The 14,472-nt window shown below is 73.1% G+C and carries 15 protein-coding genes; 5 read left to right on the top strand and 10 right to left on the bottom strand.

The window, feature by feature from the left end; translation table 11 throughout:
• Positions 1–66: 66 nt before the first annotated feature.
• Complete coding sequence (locus ACFVS6_RS42225; RefSeq protein WP_389711856.1) at positions 67–567, bottom strand: ricin-type beta-trefoil lectin domain protein; 501 nt, start codon at positions 565–567, stop codon at positions 67–69.
• Positions 568–840: 273 nt separating this feature from the next.
• Here ACFVS6_RS42225 and ACFVS6_RS42220 point away from each other — a divergent pair, with 273 nt between their 5' ends.
• On the top strand, positions 841–1,911 hold the full coding sequence (locus ACFVS6_RS42220; RefSeq protein ID WP_389711855.1) for a helix-turn-helix domain-containing protein: 1,071 nt from the start codon (positions 841–843) through the stop codon (positions 1,909–1,911).
• A gap of 71 nt (positions 1,912–1,982) precedes the next feature.
• Here ACFVS6_RS42220 and ACFVS6_RS42215 read toward each other — a convergent pair whose 3' ends face one another.
• From ACFVS6_RS42215 to ACFVS6_RS42205, 3 genes are all read right to left on the bottom strand, one after another.
• Positions 1,983–3,077, bottom strand: a complete 1,095-nt coding sequence (locus ACFVS6_RS42215) for a DUF4185 domain-containing protein (protein ID WP_389711854.1) — start codon at positions 3,075–3,077, stop codon at positions 1,983–1,985.
• Positions 3,078–3,517: 440 nt separating this feature from the next.
• Positions 3,518–5,107 (bottom strand): phytoene desaturase family protein, encoded by a 1,590-nt coding sequence (locus ACFVS6_RS42210; RefSeq protein ID WP_389711853.1) that lies wholly within the window; start codon positions 5,105–5,107, stop codon positions 3,518–3,520.
• A complete protein-coding gene (locus ACFVS6_RS42205) occupies positions 5,100–5,552 on the bottom strand; it encodes an SRPBCC family protein (protein WP_389711852.1) in 453 nt (150 codons plus the stop codon). The genes ACFVS6_RS42210 and ACFVS6_RS42205 overlap by 8 nt, the downstream gene beginning before the upstream one ends.
• Positions 5,553–5,844: 292 nt before the next feature.
• Between ACFVS6_RS42205 and ACFVS6_RS42200 the strand changes: the two genes are divergently transcribed.
• Complete coding sequence (locus ACFVS6_RS42200) at positions 5,845–6,297, top strand: hypothetical protein (RefSeq protein WP_389711851.1); 453 nt, start codon at positions 5,845–5,847, stop codon at positions 6,295–6,297.
• A gap of 117 nt (positions 6,298–6,414) precedes the next feature.
• Here the strand turns inward: ACFVS6_RS42200 and ACFVS6_RS42195 are convergent, their stop codons facing one another.
• The 4 genes from ACFVS6_RS42195 to ACFVS6_RS42180 all read right to left on the bottom strand — a co-directional run bounded on the left by ACFVS6_RS42195 (position 6,415) and on the right by ACFVS6_RS42180 (position 9,651).
• Entirely contained in the window at positions 6,415–7,446 is a 1,032-nt protein-coding gene (locus ACFVS6_RS42195) for an iron-containing redox enzyme family protein (protein ID WP_389711850.1), read from the bottom strand.
• Positions 7,446–7,736 carry a CDGSH iron-sulfur domain-containing protein gene (locus ACFVS6_RS42190; RefSeq protein ID WP_389711849.1) on the bottom strand — a complete coding sequence of 97 codons (291 nt, stop codon included), beginning with the start codon at positions 7,734–7,736 and terminating at the stop codon, positions 7,446–7,448. The genes ACFVS6_RS42195 and ACFVS6_RS42190 overlap by 1 nt, the downstream gene beginning before the upstream one ends.
• Entirely contained in the window at positions 7,720–8,406 is a 687-nt protein-coding gene (locus ACFVS6_RS42185; protein WP_389711848.1) for a HemK2/MTQ2 family protein methyltransferase, read from the bottom strand. The genes ACFVS6_RS42190 and ACFVS6_RS42185 overlap by 17 nt, the downstream gene beginning before the upstream one ends.
• 168 nt (positions 8,407–8,574) lie before the next feature.
• Complete coding sequence (locus ACFVS6_RS42180) at positions 8,575–9,651, bottom strand: magnesium and cobalt transport protein CorA (protein WP_389711847.1); 1,077 nt, start codon at positions 9,649–9,651, stop codon at positions 8,575–8,577.
• A 205-nt stretch (positions 9,652–9,856) separates the two neighbouring features.
• Here ACFVS6_RS42180 and ACFVS6_RS42175 point away from each other — a divergent pair, with 205 nt between their 5' ends.
• On the top strand, positions 9,857–10,873 hold the full coding sequence (locus ACFVS6_RS42175) for an aromatic acid exporter family protein (protein WP_389711846.1): 1,017 nt from the start codon (positions 9,857–9,859) through the stop codon (positions 10,871–10,873).
• A 96-nt stretch (positions 10,874–10,969) separates the two neighbouring features.
• Here the strand turns inward: ACFVS6_RS42175 and ACFVS6_RS42170 are convergent, their stop codons facing one another.
• Together ACFVS6_RS42170 and ACFVS6_RS42165 are read right to left on the bottom strand one after the other, a co-directional pair.
• Positions 10,970–11,338 (bottom strand): hypothetical protein, encoded by a 369-nt coding sequence (locus ACFVS6_RS42170; RefSeq protein ID WP_389711845.1) that lies wholly within the window; start codon positions 11,336–11,338, stop codon positions 10,970–10,972.
• A gap of 224 nt (positions 11,339–11,562) precedes the next feature.
• On the bottom strand, positions 11,563–12,678 hold the full coding sequence (locus ACFVS6_RS42165) for a mechanosensitive ion channel family protein (RefSeq protein WP_389711844.1): 1,116 nt from the start codon (positions 12,676–12,678) through the stop codon (positions 11,563–11,565).
• Positions 12,679–13,104: 426 nt separating this feature from the next.
• Here ACFVS6_RS42165 and ACFVS6_RS42160 point away from each other — a divergent pair, with 426 nt between their 5' ends.
• Together ACFVS6_RS42160 and ACFVS6_RS42155 are read left to right on the top strand one after the other, a co-directional pair.
• Positions 13,105–13,563, top strand: coding sequence for an SRPBCC family protein (locus tag ACFVS6_RS42160; protein ID WP_389711843.1), 459 nt, complete (start codon positions 13,105–13,107; stop codon positions 13,561–13,563).
• Complete coding sequence (locus ACFVS6_RS42155; protein ID WP_389711842.1) at positions 13,560–14,381, top strand: DUF1206 domain-containing protein; 822 nt, start codon at positions 13,560–13,562, stop codon at positions 14,379–14,381. Before ACFVS6_RS42160 ends, ACFVS6_RS42155 begins: the two co-directional genes overlap by 4 nt.
• The last annotated feature ends 91 nt before the right edge of the window (positions 14,382–14,472 follow it).

Raw genomic sequence — 14,472 nt, 5'->3', positions numbered from 1 at the left:
GCCGTGGGCTCCGGGGCGCCGCCACGGGCGTGGGGCACGGTCAGGGCGCTGCCGGACCGGCCGGTGTCAGCGCCAGGACTGCTGCGGCGAACCGTTGCAGGCCCACAGCTGGACCTTGCCGCCGTTGCGGTTCTGATTGGTGTCGTGGTCCAGGCACTTGCCGTTGTACTTCAGCCGGATGGAGTTGTCGGCACCCCGGTACCACGACTGCTGCGGCTGCCCGTTGCAGTTCCACAGCTGCACGACGGCGCCGTTGTTGTTGATGGTGTTGGTGTCCGCGTCCAGGCACTTGCCGTTGAAGTCGACCTTCAGCTCCCCGGACGCGTGGAGGACCCAGCGCTGGTTGGCGGCGTGGTTGCAGTCCCAGACCTGGGCGCGGGCGGGGTTGTTGTTGATCGTGTTGGTGTCGGCGTCCAGGCACCGGTTGCTGAGCTGGACCCGGTGGACCACCCCGGTGGCGGCCGCCGGCCGAGCGGCGCCGACGGCGCTCTCGGTGGTGGCGAGCGGGAGCAGCACGAGCGTGAGGCCGACCGACAGGTTCCTGGCCGTACGGGAGTCGAGACGCATTCCTGGTGCACCTTTCGAGGGGAACGGGCCGGCGGCGGACGCACCCCTGCCGCACGAGGACGGGGAGGGGGAGCCACAGGGTCACCACGTTGGGGTGAACCGCCGGCGGAATGCTCCGAGTTTGTGGCGGTTCAACCCGGCCTGCAAGGTTGTCCCGGTTGCTTCACCAATGTCGGGATCCCTACCCTTCTGACCTGCAGGGACGGGCGCATCCCGGGACGCGGCACGCCGCCCGGGACACGTCCGCGACCTTCCGATGGGGAGACGTGAGGGATGAGCCAACTCGACGGCACGCACGCGCACGCCACCGCGGCCCGGCGGCTCGGGGGCGCACTGCGCGGATTGCAGCAGAGGTCCGGGATGACGCTGCGGGACCTCGAACAGCGGGTGCTGATCAGCGATTCCTCGCTGTCCCGGTACTTCCGGGGAGCCACGGTGCCGCCCTGGGCCGTGGTCCGCGACATCTGCGAGGCCCTGGACGCCGATCCCGTCGAGTACCGCGGATTGTGGGAAGCCGCGGACGGCGGCCAGAACCGCCCCCCGCCGGCATCACCGTCCGCCCCGGCCGCCCCCTCCACCCCGGTCGTCCCGATCGACCGGCTCACCCCGTCCGGCTCGTCCGACCCGTCCCACCTGTGCGACTCGTCCCGCTCGTCCCGGCCGTCCCGGCCGTCCGAGCCCTCCGCCCCGTCCGCCGGCGGGGGGTCAGCGGCCGGACCGGGCCGGGGCCCGACCGTACCCGCCCCCGCGCCCCCGCCGAAGGACGAATCGGGCCCGGCGGCTCCGGTCCCGGCGGCCCCGTCCGAGCCGGCGCCCGCACCCGTGGCGCTGCACGAGTCCGCCCCCGGACCCGGTGGCACCGGCAGCCGATCGGCGGACCGGGCCGTCGCCGCGGCCCGGGTTCGTTGGGTTGCGGGCGGACTGCTGGCCGGTCTCGCCCTGGGCGCCGCCGTCACCTTCCTGCTGCGTCCGGCCGCGGAGCCCGAATCCGCCGCCCGGGTGTTCCGCAACAAGGCCAGCAACAGTTGCCTGGACGACAGCATCGAGGGGCTCCGGATGTGGCCCTGCAACGGGCTCCACTACCAGGAATGGGAGTTCCGGCCCCACGACGGGGAACACGGCGCCCTCCGCAACCGGGCGACCGGGGCCTGCCTCGACAACAGCGGTACGGTTCCCCGCGCGCGCTCGTGCGACAGGTCCACCCACCAGGGCTGGACCGTCGTCGGCCGCGCCGACGGCTCGGTGCAGGTCCGCAACCTCGCCACCGGAACCTGCCTGACGGACGGCTCCGGAGTGCTGTCCGTCCGCTCCTGCGACGGCTCCGATCCACAGCGCTGGACCTGATCCGGGCAGGGGCCGGACCCGAGTGCGGTCCGACGCGACGCCGATCCGGGCCCCGCGCGCAGGGCCCCGGGTCAGGAGGTGCCGGAGGTGGCCGACGGGTCGGGTGCGTCGAGGCCACGTACCCGGAACTGCATCACCCGGTACGGCCGGCCCTCCGGCCCCGTCCTCCACTGGCTGACCGTCAGGTGCAGGTCGTCCAGGCGCGAGCCCGGGATGACGTAGCCTCCGTACGGCTGGGCCACGTGCGTGTCGTCCTCCTGTCCCCACGGAGCGGCGTGGATCAGGGTGCGCCGGTGGGCCCGGGTCAGGTCCGCGGTGGGGTGGTCCATGACGAGGGCCTCGATGCGTGCGTCGGCGGCGTTGAAGCAGACCAGCAGCCAGTGACCGTCCAGCCGCCGCAGGCACAGTTCACCGAAGCCGCCCCCCAGGACCGGCGTCGGCGGGTTCCCCCAGGCCCAGGCCCCCTCGCGGTGACCCCATGGCTCGTAGGCGGTGGGGTCCGCCAGGGAGTTCGACCGTACGCGGTGCAACAGGACCGGTCCGTTCCGGCCGAAGCCCGTCGAGTACGCGTGGACGTGGCCGTCCTCGCCCAGCTCCCAGGTCAGCATCTGGAACAGTCCGCCGTGCGCGTTCCCCGGGAACCGGGCTCCGGTGTCCCGCCAGTTCGCACCCGAGTCGTCCGAGCGCCAGATCTCGCTCCACAGCACGTGGCCCCACCCGCGGTGGACGGTGACGTGCAGGAACAGCGCCCCGTCCACGAGGACCACGTCGGAGGGCAGCACGGTGGTGAACAGGGGGTTGTCGTGTTCGTACGCCCGGAGTTGGCGCGCGTGCTCCCCGCCGACGGCCCCGCTCCAGACGACGCCCTCGTCCAGGCGGGTGGTGGTGGAGTACAGGCCGACGGGGGACCGCCACCAGCCGCCTCCGACCCGGGCCTCCTCGAAGGTGTCACCGAAGACGAACAGGGTCCGGCCGTCCGGCACCCTGACCGGGATTCCGAGGTCGGTGGCCTCCATGCGGAACCGGGTCGTCAGACCGGGGCCCGTCAGGTCCCGCACCTTCGTGACCAGGAGGGGACCGGCGCCATCGGGCCGCACACCCCCACGGCCGGGGCCGCTCACCGCCGCGCCGCCGTTCCGGTCGCCGATGACATCCGCAGCCCCCACGACCGAACCCGGTCCCGGGGCCGGTCCCGGGGCCGGACCCAGGGCCGGTCCCAGGGCCGCGGCGGCGGCCGCCTTCAGGAACGTCGCCCGGCTCGGTCCTGCTCCCCGTCCCACCGTCACGCTCCCCCAACGCCGTCGGGACGTACCGGGTCACGGCCCGAGCGGTGCCGGTGGCCGTTCGGGCCGCCCTGATCGGCCCGAACGTCCGGCCCGGGCGGAGGTGGTTGCTCACCGCCGTGGACGCGGCGACGGGTGAGCCCACCGTGTGGGACCGCGCGAGCGGTGCGACTGGGCAGCCGCCCACCGGGCGGGTTTCGATCAGGCGGGCGCTGTCGGGAGGGAGTTGGCCCCTGGTCGGGGGCGCGCATCGGACGGGGCTTGAGCCTTGTGACCGCCGACCGGCCTCGGCCGTGCTCCGACGGGGAGTGCCCGACGGACGGTCAGATGCGTTGGGCGCGATGCAGGAGGGCGTGCGGGCCGTGGGACCGCAGGGCGGCGCGGGCGGCGTTCGCGCCCGGTGCGCCGTGGACGCCGCCGCCGGGGTGGGCGGCCGCGGAGGCGAGGTAGAGGCGTTTGACGGGGGTCTCGGGTCGGCCCGTGCCGGGCGTGGGGCGGAGGATCGCCTGTTGGTGCAGGGCCGTCGTGCCGTTGTTGATCGCACCGTTGTGCAGGTTCTCGTTCATGGCCTGGAGGGTGGTGGGCGCCAGGATCCGGCGGGCGCGGACGAGGTTGCGGAAACCCGGTGCGAAGCGTTCCACCTGGGCCTCGATGCGGTCGGCCATGGCTTCCCGGTCACGGGCGTCCCATCGGCCGGTGATGCCGTCGGGGCCGGCGTCCGAGGTGATGTGCTGCGGAAGGTGGGTGTAGGCCCACGCGGACTCCGTACCGGCGGGTGAGCGGGTGGGGTCCGCGGTGGTCATCTGGCCGAGGAGCGCGAAGGGCTCGTCGGGCACCTGTCCGGCGGCGATCTGCGCGGCGAACCGGGTGAGGCCGTCGACGCCGTCGGCCACGTGGACCGTGCCCGCGGCAGCCGCTCCCGGCGCCGTCCACGGCACCGGGCCGCTCAGCGCCCAGTCGACCTTGAAGGTCGCGAAGTCCCAGTGGAAGCGTTCCAGGTCCCGCAGGAGCCGGGACGGAAGGTGTTCCTCGCCGACCAGGTCCCGGTAGAGGGCCGGGGCCGAGGTGTCGGCCAGTACGGCCTTGCGCGCGTCGACCGTCTCCCCGCCCTCGGTCCGGACCCCGACGGCCGCGCCGCCGCGCACGACGACGGACGCGACGCGCTCCCCGCAGCGCAGGACGCCGCCACGGCTCCGGAGGCGGCGTACGAGCGCTGCCGTCAGGGCGCCGGCGCCACCGACGGGGACGGGGAAGCCGTGGCTCTGGCCGAGCATCGACATCAGCCAGCCGAATCCGCCGCTGCCGGCGGCCTCGGGCGCCAGGTCGGCGTGCAGGGCGTTGCCCGCCAGCAGGAGTCGGCCGCCCTCCCCCGCGAACTCCTCCTCGCCCAGGCGGCGCACGGGCAGGGCCAGGTTCCGGGCCAGCCGCAGCCCCCCGGAGGCCCGTACCTTCAACGCGAGGCGGAGACCGGCGCGGACCGGGGGGAAGGGGGTGAACAGGGCTCGGACGAGTTCGGGTCCGACACGGCTCCACACCTCGTACATGTCCCGCCAGGCGGCGCCGTCGGAAGGTGCGAAGGCCTCCAGTCCGGCAGCGGTCCGCTCCACGCGGCGCTCCAGTACGGCGCACCTTCCGTCCGTCAGCGGGTGGGCGAGCACGGACGGGGCGTGGCTCCAGCGCAGGCCCTCCGCGGCGAGGTCGAAGCGGGCCAGGACCGGGGAGGCGGCGGCCAGTGGATAGAAGGCGCTGAACAGGTCCGATACGTAGTCGGGGTGGACGCCCCGGTCGCTGCGGACCGCCCCGCCCGGTTCGGGTTGGGCCTCCAGGACCTCCACGCTCCAGCCGGCGTCGGCGAGCAGGTTCGCGGCGACCAGCCCGTTGGGGCCCGCGCCGATCACCACCGCGTCAGGCATGGCGTGACCCCGCGGACTCCTCTTCCACGATCCTGGCCAGGCGGGCCAGCATGCCCCGGTGGCGGAGCTGGAGCAGGGCTTCGACCACGGGGTTGTGGAGGGTTCCGCCCAGGCCGCGCAGGGGGTGTTCGTCGCAGATGACCAGGGTTTCCTCGCCCCACGGCCTGACCTGGAGGAAGATCCTCGCCGTGCCCAGGGCTCCGAACGAGGCCTCCAGTTCCAGTTCCGTACCGGGCTCCTGGTGGCGTACGGTCGTCACTCCTTCGGCGGACCAGGGGCCCAGCCGCACGGTGTAGCGGAGCCTGGAGCCGACGTCGGGCCAGTCCTGGTCCAGCGGGGTGGATTCCGAGGGGCCGACCACCCAGTCGCCGTAGCGGTTCGGATCGGCGAGCATCCGCCACACCGCGTGCGGGGGGCGATGGATCAGTTGGTTGCGGACGGCCATGAGGGTTCCTTCCGCCGGTACGACGTCCCCTGTCGGGGTCGCGCCGTCCGCCGCCGCGATCGGCTTCGGGGCCTTCCGTCCGTCCCGGGGTCGGCGGGAGCGCGAACGCCCCTGTCACTGGTCAGGCCATCGTCCCACCGATCACCGGCGCGGTCGCGGCGACTCCCGGCGTCGGACCCGGGCGCCGGGCCGGGCCGCCCGGGGGTCGCGGCTTCCGCTTGACCGTGCACAGCAGGGGTAGGCGCCAGCCGTGTCCGGCCCCATACCGGGCACGGATCCAAGGAGCGTCTTCATGATCCTCATCCTCGGACTCATCATTCTGGTCGTCGCCGCCATCGTGGGACTGATCGGAATCTTCGGCAATTTCGGGGCGGGCCACGGTCTCGACACCGGCGGTGACTTCTCGATCCTCGGTTACCACGCCACCGGCTCGACCGGGTCCCTGTTCCTGATCGGAATCATCGTGGGAGCCGCTGCCCTCCTGGGCCTGGCCCTGGTGATGGTCGGTGCCCGGCGTTCGGCCCGCCGCTCCGCGCGCGCCCGACGGGAGCTCGGCGCGTCCCGGCGTGAGGCGACGGTGGTCGACCGCGAGCGCGAAGACCTGATCAAGCAGCGCGACGACGCCCGCGCCGAGACGGTCGTGCCGGCCGATCGCGCCGATGCCCTCCCCCCGACCGGTGAACCGGTGGCTGACGCTCCGCGTCACCGCGGCCACTGGTTCGGCCACCGGACCTCCCCCCGCTGACCCTGACCAGGATTCCGGTGGACCCTGTGCCGGACATGCCCGGGCGGCGCGTCGGACGTGAGTCCCGACGCGCCGCCCCGGCCTGCCCCCGGATCCCGGAGGCCGGTCCTCGCATCCTCAGCGTTCGGGGAGGGGCGTCCGCAGGGCGCTGCGTCCCTGCTCCCAGGCCGCGCGGATGTGGAGCGCGAGGCGGTCCTCCAGGAACACCGTCGCGGCGCAGCCGAACGCGACGTCCGCTTCGAGCTCCGGTTCGTCGGCGAGGAGACCGCCGACGACCTCGTGGCGCACGACCTGTTCGTGGACCGCGTCGGCCTCCACGTGCTCGGCGTAGAAGTGCTCCGCGGCCGGTCCGGCCCCACAGCGCCGCATGGCGTTGGCCAGACGCCTGGAGCCGGGCGAAGAGGTGACCTCGACGCACGCGAAGTGGCCGACGAGCGCTCCGCGCAGGGCCCGGTGCAGGCCGAAGAGGGACATCAGGTTCACGGTCGCGAGCAGCGGGGCCGGTCCTTGGTCCAGGTGGCGGCCGTAGGTGGGGTCCAGTCCCAGGTCGGACATGAGTTCCGCGAAGAGCCGGGCGTGGACGCGGTCGGCCCGGCCGGCGCCGAACTCGTCGTACTCGATGGCCACCATGGCGGCCTTGGCCCGTCCGGTGAGCCTGGGGATCACCCAGGCGTGGGGGTCGGCCTCCTTGAGGTGGTAGAGGGAGCGCAGGGCCGCGTACTCGCGCAACTGCCAGAGTTCGCCGTCGGTTTCCAGGTATCGGCTGAGGCTGCCGGAGAGGTCCACCGGTTCTACGAGCAGCGGAGCGAAGGCTTCTTCGACCGTGCGGGGGGCGTCGGACAGTTCGCCGCGCAGGGCGTGCAGGAAGCGGGCTTCCAGGGCCCGTCGCAGCCGGAGCAGGTCGGGGTCCCACTCCCGTTCGTCGTCGACACCGTCGAAGCCCCGGTAGTGCAGTTCGTAGAGGAGGTGGAGGGCGAGCTGGAGGTCCTCGCCCCACGGGTCGGCCTCCCGCACGGCATCGGCGGTGTGGACCGGGGCGCCGCCGCTGCGCAGCGCCTCGATCACGGCCCGGGACAGCTCTCCCCGGCCCTCGACGAGGCGGGGGCCGGCGGCGGTCACCGTCGTGGTGCTCGGGCCGGGAGGGGTCATCACGGGTTCCTGTCGTCGGGGGTCGCGGCGGAGCGCTCGCGACGCCGGTGGCTGGTGTCGCACCAGGGGTACGTGCGGCTGCGGCGGCAGGTGCACACCGCGACCATGAAGCGGTCGGACCGGGCGACGGTGCCGTCGTCCAGGACGATCTCGACCGGCCCCTCGACCAGGACCGGCCCTTGGGGGTCCACGGACACCCGGCGGGCCCGCGCAGCGGCGGGTGCCTCGCGCGGCCCGTCGTCACGGGTACCGCGGCGGACGTCGTCGGATGCGTCAGAGGTGTTGGGCACGGATCACCACCAGCTCTTCCCACTCCTCGGCCGGGGCCGCGAGGCCCTGCCGCTCCAGCCAGGCGCGCCGGGTGCGCAGGACGGGGCCCCACGGCACGGTCGCCTTCGCCGTGACCTCCGCGGCCAGGCCCGTGCCGGTCAGCCGGTCGACGGTCTCCTGCGCCCCGCACATCGCCGAGTGCACCATCAACAGGACACCTCCGGGATGCAGCAGGTCCCGGGTGCCCGCGCAGATGCGGTCGATGACCGCTCGCCCGTCGGGGCCGGCGTCCCAGGCCCGCTCCGGACCGTGCGACGGTACCCGCAGGCGGGGGGCGGGGACGTACGGGGGGTTGCTGACCACCAGGTCGAAGCGTCGGCCCGCGGTCCGTTCCTCGAAGTCCCCGTGCAGGACGCGCAGCGCGAGCCGCCGGCGCAGGGCGTTGAGCCGTGCGGTCGCCACCGCGGGCCAGGAGACGTCGACCGCCGTGACGCGCGCTCCCCTGGCGGCGGCGTGCAGGGCGAGCGCCCCGGTGCCGGTGCCGATCTCCAGGACGCCCGTGCGGGGCCCCACGTCCTCCTGGGCGAGCGCTTCGGCGAGGAGCCGGGTGTCCGCCTGCGGCTGGTAGACCCCGGGAAGTGCCAGCAGTCCGGTGGGGAGCGTGGCCAAGGGCAGAGCCGTACTGGGCACCGCTTACCTCCGGATGCGAATGCGGCCCGCGGATCGGGCCGCGGCGATGGGCGACACCCTGCGACTGCCCTCCGCTGGGCGCCTCACCCGAACACCTACCGCTCTTCGGAGGAACAGACGAACCTGGGGACCGGTCTCCGCGATTCCCACAGGTCGTGGGGGGTGTCGTCAGAGCCAGCCGTTGCGCCGGAACGTGCGGTGGAGGAGGCCCGACGCCACGGCCATGAGGCCGACGGCGAGGGGGTAGCCGTAGCTCCAGCGCAGTTCCGGCATGTGCTCGAAGTTCATTCCGTAGACGCCGGCGACCATCGTGGGGACCGCGAAGATCGCGGCCCAGGCGGATATGCGCCGCATGTCGTCGTTCTGCCAGGTGCCCACGCGGGCCTGTTGCGCGTCGAGGACCGAGTTGAGCAGTTCGTCGAGGGTGCGCACCTCGGTGTCGGTGCGGTGCAGGTGGTCGGCCACGTCCCGGAAGTACGGGAGCACCTTGGGCGGCCGGTCCTCGTCGCCCGATCCGCTCAGCAGGCCCGGCAGCACCGGGACCAGTGGTTGGACGGCGTCCCGGAACTCGCGGACCTCCCGTTTCAGGGAGTAGATGTCCTCGGTGTGGTCGACCCGGGAGGACGAGAACACACGGTCCTCCAACCGGTTGAGGGCGGCCCGTACGGTGTCGGCCGCCTCGCTGTAGGCGTCGACGACCACGTCCAGGACGGCGTGCACCACCGAGAGGGGACCGAACCGCAGCATGGACGGGTCCGCCTCCAACCGGCGGGCCGCCTCCACCGCGGGGTCCACCGCACCGTGGCTGACGGTGAGTACGTAACGGGGACCGACGAAGAGCATCAACTCGCCCGTCTCCACGGCCTGTTCCTCCTCGACGTACCAGAGGGTCTTCAGCGCGACGGCGAGCACGTCGCCGAACCGCTCGCGCTTCGGCCGTTGGTGGGCCTGGACCGCGTCCTCGACGGCCAGGGGGTGCAGGCCCAGTTCCTCCGCCAACTGCACGAGTTCGTCCTCGGCCGGGTCGACCATGCGCACCCAGCCGAACTCGCCGTCGCCCAAACCGCGCAGGCGCTTCAGCACCTGCCGGCAGGCCTCGTCGTCAAGGCCGCACTCGACCGTCCGCGACTGCCCCGACCGCTCCTGGTACACCACGCATTCCATGGACAGCGCCTGCTTCAAAGCACCGGATTCATGCGCTCCCGCGGACAGCTCGGGGGTGACGTCCTGCACAGGGTGTCGCACCCCGCCTCCCGACGTTTCCCTCCGGTCGGCGGGGCATACGGGCCCGAGGAGGTGGTCGTCCTGCCCAGGTGGGTGCACGTGCGGGAGCGGATGAGGGTGGTGGCCGCGGAGCGGGCGGGATACCTGCGGCGCGCCGTGCGCGCGGCGGGCGGCGGGCGGCGAGCGGGACGATCTGGTCCTGGGCGCCAAGACGGTGGTCGCGGCGATGGCCGCGTGGGTGTTGGCGCGCCACCTGCTGCCGCCCGCCGTGTCGACGTTCGCGCCGTTCACCGCGCTGTTGGCGTTGCAGGCGACCGTGTACCGCTCGGTGCGCGACTGCGTCCAGTACCTGGTGGCGGTGGCGGCGGGAGCCATGATCGCCGCCACCTTGGCGGCCGTGGCGGGGATTCACGGTTGGACGTTCGGCGTCCTCACCCTGCTCGCGCTCTGTGTCGGGCGGATCGAGCGCTTGGGACAGCAGGGCGCCCAGGTCGCCATCGTCGGATTCTTCGCGTTCTCCTCCGGCCAGGGCCGGATCGGCTACATCGGGCACCTGGCCGCGTCGGTGGGCATCGGCGCGCTCTGCGGCCTCGCCGCCCACCTCGTCCTCGCTCCGGCACGACACGCGCGTCACCGGCAACAAGCCGTCGCCGACCTGTACACCACCATGAGCGAGCGGTTGAACGACCTGGCCGACACCCTGGAATCGAGCGATCCCGACCGGGAGCACCCGGGGCAGTGGCGTCGGGACGCACACCTGTTGTCCGCCGAGTGCGAGCGCATCCGTACCGGCATCGAGGCCGAGATCGAGAACGGGCACATGAATCCGCGACGCAGCATCGACGGCGCCGGCCGGGCGCTGACCCGGGCGCGCGAGGCGGTCACCATCGCGGAACGCGGTACGGATCACCTGCGTTCGATGACCCGTACCCTGCACCACGCCCTCGACAGCGGGGAGCTCGGCGGGCTTCCCGCATCCTTCCGGACGAGGTACGGCGCCGTGTTGCGCGCTTCGGCCACCGCGATGCGGGAGATCGGTCGGACGTCCCCCACGGACCCGCGCCGGCTCGACGCAATGATCGACGAAGCGGCCGGGGAACTCGACGCGGTGAACCGGCGGGACCGGACGACCGCGGAGTCCTCGCCGGCCGTCCACGCGTTGCGGGGCACACTCCTCACGGACGCCGCGCGCCTCCTGGCCGACCTGCGCTCGGGGCGACGGGCCCTCTGCGGGGCGTCCTGAAGGCAACGGCGACGGGCCCGTGCGACGGGGTGCTCCGCCCGGTACGGGCGGACGGGCCACGCCCCGAGCCGGGGCCCGGCCCCCGCCGTCCGCCGGTCAGGAGCTGAGCCGGAGTCCGATCTCCTGTTCCTGGTCGCCCGATACGGCGCCCGTGTCCTCGACCGTGAAGTGACCGGCCAGCGCGGCCTTCACCCGCTCGACGGCGCGGGGGCCTCCCTGGAGGGTGACGCCGACCGTGTCCGTGAGCCGAACGGGGCGTGCCCGCGCCGCCGTCGGCTTCGCCGCGTCGAGGGTCGCGCTCCAGACGGTCGCGGTCGGACCGGCCCCGGCGGACCGGCCGGCGCCGGACTCCGCGGAGAAGGAGTGTTCGAGCAGGTCGAGGACGGTGTGCGCGTCCTCCGGGGAACAGTCGCCGACCGTCACTCCCACTTCGGCCGCCGGGCCGTCCTTGTCCTGGCTGGTCATCGGGTGCCGCCTCTCTCGTGCCATGTCGTGCGGTGCTGTGTCGTGCCGTGCTGCGCTGCGCTGTGTCGCGCTGTGTCGTGTCGCGGCGCGTTCGGGCGGATCGGTGCCGGGCTCGGAGCCCCGTACCGAACGTGGGGCGGTGGCGGGTGCGCCCGCTCCGGGGCCGGGCACCTCCACGCTCACACAGAGGGTCGCTCCGTGCACCACGTGGTGCACGGAGGGGATCAGACCGGCCCGCGCTTCGCGCCGCGCACGGCCGTCGCGTCGAACGGCCCGTCGAGTGCGGGGGCGGCGGCCTCCGCGGAGCCCGGCGCCGCGGCCAGGACCAGCCGGGGCAGGGCGTCCGGGTGCTTCTCCGTGAGCCAGGCGATCAGCTGTTCCCGTACCGCGCAGCGGACCGTCCACAGGTCGTCGGCGTCCTTGGCCGTGACGATCGCGCGCACCACCATGGTGGAGGGGGTCGTCTCGGTGACGGCGACGTCCCAGCCCCGGCCGTCCCACTCCGGGCAGTGGTTCAGGATCTCGTGCACCTTGTCGCGCATCAGGTCCACCGGCGCGGAGTGGTCGCAGTGGAAGAAGACGGTGCCGGTCATCTGGACGCCACCGCGGGACCAGTTCTCGAAGGGCCGGGTGGTGAAGTACGAGACGGGCATGGTGATCCGGCGCTCGTCCCAGGTCCGTACGGCGAGGAACGTGAGCGTGACGTCCTCCACCACCCCCCATTCGCCGGCCACCACGACCGTGTCCCCGATGCGGACCATGTCGCCGAACGCGATCTGGAAACCGGCGAAGAGGTTGCCGAGGGTGGACTGGGCCGCGACGCCGGCCACGATCCCGATGATTCCGGCCGAGGCGAGCATCGAGGTGCCGAGGGCGCGGAAGCTCGGGAAGGTGAGGAGCATCGCGGCGATGGCGACGACGGCCACGACGACCGTCACGACCCGCATGATCAGCGTGACCTGGGTGCGGACCCGGCGGACCCTGGCCGGGTCACGGGTGCTGGTCGCGTAGCGGGCGTACGCCGACTCGACGACGGCGGAGGCCACGGCCACGATCAGCCAGGCCCCCGCGCCTATCAGCGTGAGGGAGAGGACGCGGCCCACGGTGGCGGCGTTGTCCTGCAACGGTGGCCAGGCGATCTGCCGGTACGCGGCGCGGAGCAGGGCGGCGAGGAGCACGATCTGCAGGGCGCGGCGGCAGCGGCGCAGCAGGTTCCACAGGGGGGTTTCGGGGTGGCGCGCGTCGGCTCGGCGCAGCAGCAGGTCGACGGCCCAGCCGGCCACGAAGGTCAGCAGGAGCGAGCCCCCCAGGACGGTCAGCAAGCGAAGAGCGCTGTTCATATCTCCTCAGCGGATGTAGGCGGCATGGACTTCACGCGCTTGCCCCGTCGAGTGGAGCCGACACCGGGGGTCCGGGATGCCGGTCGGAAGTCGGCAGAAGTTTTTTCCCGGCGGCTGTTTGGGCCTCCGGATCCGGGCCATACGGGTGAGTGTCGGCGAGTCACCGTTCGAGCGGGGCGGCGAGTCGCCGAGATCGGCGGTCGCACGCCGGTGTCCCATCCCCCCGGGCGCCGCGTGCGGCCGCCGTCCTGCGTTCCGGTGCTCGTGGCTCGTACGACCCGCCGGTACGCCTGACCTGGCCCGGAGCCCGACAACCCGGCGCATGCGGTGCACGGGGACGGGTAGCCGGGCTTTGAAGGGCCCTCAGGGCGGCGGTTCGCACCGCACCGCCGGTGACGGGCCGCCGACGACACGGAAGGGGTGCGCATGTCGCACGTCGAGGAGTACGTGGAGGTCAACGTCCCCGTACGCACGGCCTACAACCAGTGGACGCAGTTCGACGCGTTCCCGGCCTTCATGGAAGGCGTGGAAAGGGTCGAGCAGCACACCGACACCCTCACCCACTGGGTGACGAACGTGAACGGGGTGCACCGCGAGTTCGACGCGCAGATCACCGATCAGCACCCGGACCGGCGCGTCGCGTGGATGACGGTGGACGGTGAACCGCGTCAGGCCGGCATGGTCACCTTCCAACCGATCGACGCGAGCACCACCAAGGTTGTCCTGCACATGACTTGGATACCGGAGGGGGCGGCCGAGACCGTCGCCGACAAGCTCGGCATCGTCAAGCGCCAGGTCGCCGGCGATCTGAAGCGGTTCAAGGTCTTCATCGAGTCGCGCGGCACCGAAACGGGCGCCTGGCGGGGCGAGGTCCGACAGGGATGAGAAACGCAATCGCGAACAAGGGCCGGCGGACCGCCTCGCGCGGCGGCAACGGTCGGGAGGTCACCGCGCGCTGCGGATTGGTGGCGCGCGGAGTGCTGTACGCGCTGATCGGACTGCTGGCCCTGCGCGTGGCCCTCGGTGACGGGGGCCAGGAGGCCGACCGGCAGGGCGCCCTCCAGGAGCTGGCGGGCAAACCCTTCGGGAGCGTCCTCATCTGGGCCGTCGGCATCGGGCTCGTCGGGATGATGCTGTGGCGGCTGTCGGAGGCGCTCTTCGGCGCGGCCGGGCCGGACGGCGGAAAGGCGACGAAGCGGCTCGCCTCGGCGGGCCGGACGGTCATCTACGCGGTCATCGCGTTCTCCGTGCTGTCGTTCGCGGCGGGCGGTGGCGGGAGCTCCGGGGACCAGGAGTCCCGGGACGTGACGGCCAAGGCGCTGGACCTGCCGGCCGGTCAGTGGCTGGTGGGTGCGGTAGGCGTCGGGATCGCCGTCGCCGGCGTGGTCATCGCGGTCCAGGCGATCCGGCGCAGCTTCCTCAAGCACCTCTCCATGACGGGTGTCTCGCAGGGGTTGCGCAAGGCCGTCACCTTCGTCGGGGTGGTCGGCGGGTCGGCCCGGGGCATCCTGTTCACCGCGGTCGGGGGCTTCATCGTGTTCGCGGCGGTGCGCTACGACCCCTCGCAGGCGAAGGGCACGGACGACACGCTGAGGTCGTTCACCCAGACCGCGGCGGGGCCGTGGCTGCTGGTCGCCGTCGCCATCGGGTTGATGCTCTTCGGGGTGTTCTCCTGGGCGATGGCCCGGTGGCGCGAGGTCTGATTCCGAGCGGCCGGCGCGCGGCCGGGAACCACCCGGCCGCCGAGCGCCGCGCCCCGAGGGACGTTCCCACGGCGCGGGATCCCGTCAGGCC

The sequence above is a fragment of the Streptomyces sp. NPDC057939 genome, assembly GCF_042887545.1.
In the GTDB taxonomy this organism is placed as follows: domain Bacteria; phylum Actinomycetota; class Actinomycetes; order Streptomycetales; family Streptomycetaceae; genus Streptomyces.
The sequence above is the reverse complement of the archived record's forward strand: the minus strand, read 5'-3'. Positions and strand labels throughout refer to the sequence as shown.

Excerpts from the sequence above, each read along its gene's own strand:
- ACFVS6_RS42200 (WP_389711851.1), top strand. The coding sequence starts at position 5,845 with ATGATCCTCATCCTCGGACTCATCATTCTGGTCGTCGCCGCCATCGTG.
- ACFVS6_RS42155 (WP_389711842.1), top strand. The coding sequence starts at position 13,560 with ATGAGAAACGCAATCGCGAACAAGGGCCGGCGGACCGCCTCGCGCGGC.
- ACFVS6_RS42195 (WP_389711850.1), bottom strand. The coding sequence starts at position 7,446 with ATGACCCCTCCCGGCCCGAGCACCACGACGGTGACCGCCGCCGGCCCC.
- ACFVS6_RS42205 (WP_389711852.1), bottom strand. The coding sequence starts at position 5,552 with ATGGCCGTCCGCAACCAACTGATCCATCGCCCCCCGCACGCGGTGTGG.
- ACFVS6_RS42225 (WP_389711856.1), bottom strand. The coding sequence starts at position 567 with ATGCGTCTCGACTCCCGTACGGCCAGGAACCTGTCGGTCGGCCTCACG.
- ACFVS6_RS42220 (WP_389711855.1), top strand. The coding sequence starts at position 841 with ATGAGCCAACTCGACGGCACGCACGCGCACGCCACCGCGGCCCGGCGG.
- ACFVS6_RS42165 (WP_389711844.1), bottom strand. The coding sequence starts at position 12,678 with ATGAACAGCGCTCTTCGCTTGCTGACCGTCCTGGGGGGCTCGCTCCTG.
- ACFVS6_RS42170 (WP_389711845.1), bottom strand. The coding sequence starts at position 11,338 with ATGACCAGCCAGGACAAGGACGGCCCGGCGGCCGAAGTGGGAGTGACG.
- ACFVS6_RS42210 (WP_389711853.1), bottom strand. The coding sequence starts at position 5,107 with ATGCCTGACGCGGTGGTGATCGGCGCGGGCCCCAACGGGCTGGTCGCC.
- ACFVS6_RS42175 (WP_389711846.1), top strand. The coding sequence starts at position 9,857 with ATGGCCGCGTGGGTGTTGGCGCGCCACCTGCTGCCGCCCGCCGTGTCG.
- ACFVS6_RS42160 (WP_389711843.1), top strand. The coding sequence starts at position 13,105 with ATGTCGCACGTCGAGGAGTACGTGGAGGTCAACGTCCCCGTACGCACG.